2 protein-coding genes are annotated in these 1,645 nt (G+C 77.3%); one reads left to right on the forward strand and one right to left on the reverse strand.

Annotation, left to right across the window (positions count from 1 at the left end):
• A partial coding sequence (locus tag CRM73_RS19175; protein WP_229588796.1) for a tryptophan-rich sensory protein occupies positions 1-808 on the reverse strand: 808 nt, incomplete at its 3' end.
• A 261-nt stretch (positions 809-1,069) separates the two neighbouring features.
• On the opposite strand from CRM73_RS19175, the gene CRM73_RS19180 reads away from it, so the two are divergent.
• Positions 1,070-1,645, forward strand: a 576-nt coding sequence (locus tag CRM73_RS19180) for a saccharopine dehydrogenase NADP-binding domain-containing protein (RefSeq protein ID WP_229588797.1), incomplete at its 3' end; no start/stop codon positions are given.

Below are 1,645 nucleotides of genomic sequence, written 5' to 3' on the forward strand. Positions count from 1 at the left end.
CACGGCGGCGGAGGTACGCCGTGGCCAGCACCACCAGGGCCGCCGCCGCGGCCGCGCCCCAGGCCAGGAGCACGGACCGCGGCTCGTCCGTGGCCCGGCCGGCCGCGATCCAGGACAGCCCCCATGCGGAGGCGGCGGCCACGGCCCAGCGCCCGCCGACCCGCCGCTGGATGGCGGCGACCCCTGCCGCGAGCACGAGCACGACGACGACGCCGATCCACTCGGCGCCCCGGCCCTCCTGCGACACGCCCGAGGACACGAGGGCGGCCGCCACGTTGGCCGCCGTCGCGACGGACACCCAGCCCAGGTACAGCCCGAAGGTGCCGTCGACCACGATCAGGTCGAGCGGGCCGCGCCGGCCGGGGACCTCGGTCAGGCGCACCACCAGCAGGCCCAGGACGAGGACCAGGGCGACGATGACCCCGACGCTGGCCCAGATCCAGCCCTGCTGGGTGACCAGCAGCCAGCCGGCGTTGAGGAGCATGGACGCCGCCGCGAGCCGGCCGGTGGCGCGGGCCCGGGGGTCCGTCGTCCGCGAGGGCAGCCACTGCCAGACGGTGTAGGCGAACAGCCCCAGGTAGATGACCGACCAGATCGAGAACGCCGTGCCGGCGGGGGCGAGCAGGGTGGCGTCCGCGGAGAGGCTGCCGCCGGACGACTCCTCGACCCGGGTGCCGAAGACGCCGATGCCGACGAGCGTGCCCAGCAGGCACGCGATCTCGCTGACGGTGACCAGGACCTGGCGGACGCGGTCCGCGCGGGTCGGCCGGAGGTCGGTGCGGCCGGTGCTGACGGGGGAGGCGGTCACGGCGGGGCCTTTCTCGGGTGGCACGGACCGGGGGTCGCGGGTCGGGACTCCCGGGTCGGAGTGCGCGGGGTGGAACGTGCGGGTCGGAGTGCGCGGGGTGGAACGTGCGGGTCGGAGTGCGCGGGGTGGAACGTGCGGGTCGGAGTGCGCGGGTCCTCGACCGCCACGGTAGGCCCTGGACCTGACTGCCACCAGGGACGGGGCGCCGGCCGGGGCACCCGTTCCCGGCCGGCGCCCGGGCCGTTCCCCTAGAGTGGCCGGATGGAACCCGAGCAGACGTCCCGGCCCGTCGTGGGCCTTCTCGGCGCCACCGGCATCACCGGGCGCGTGGCACTGGCCCATCTCCTGGCGCGGGCGCCCGAGGCGGGGGTGGACGTCGTCGTCGGCGCCCGTGACCCCGAGCGCGTGCGAGCGCTGTGCGCCGCACGGGAGCTCCCCGTCCCCGAGGTCCTGCACGCCGACGTCGCGGAGCCCGGCTCGCTGCGCGCGTTCGTCCGGCGGGTCGACGTGCTGGTGAACCTCGCGGGGCCCTACACGCGGCTGGCGCCCCCGGTGCTCGCCGCGTGCGTCGCGGAGGGCACCCACTACCTGGACCTGACGGGCGAGTCGCAGCTCGCCCACCGCACCGACCGGGACCTGCACGAGGCCGCGCGGGCCGCGGGGGTGGCGATCGTGCACACGGCGGGCTTCGAGGCCCTGCCCGCCGACGTCCTCGTCGACGCCGCCCGCCGGCACGCCGCGGCGCGCGGCGAGACGCTGCGCTCCGCGGACCTCGTCACCTCCGTGCGCACGCCGCCGGGGACCGGGTTCTCGGAGTCGGTCTCGGGCGGGACCGTG

This window comes from Kocuria sp. CCUG 69068, assembly GCF_020833785.1.
Lineage (GTDB): Bacteria > Actinomycetota > Actinomycetes > Actinomycetales > Micrococcaceae > Kocuria > Kocuria rosea.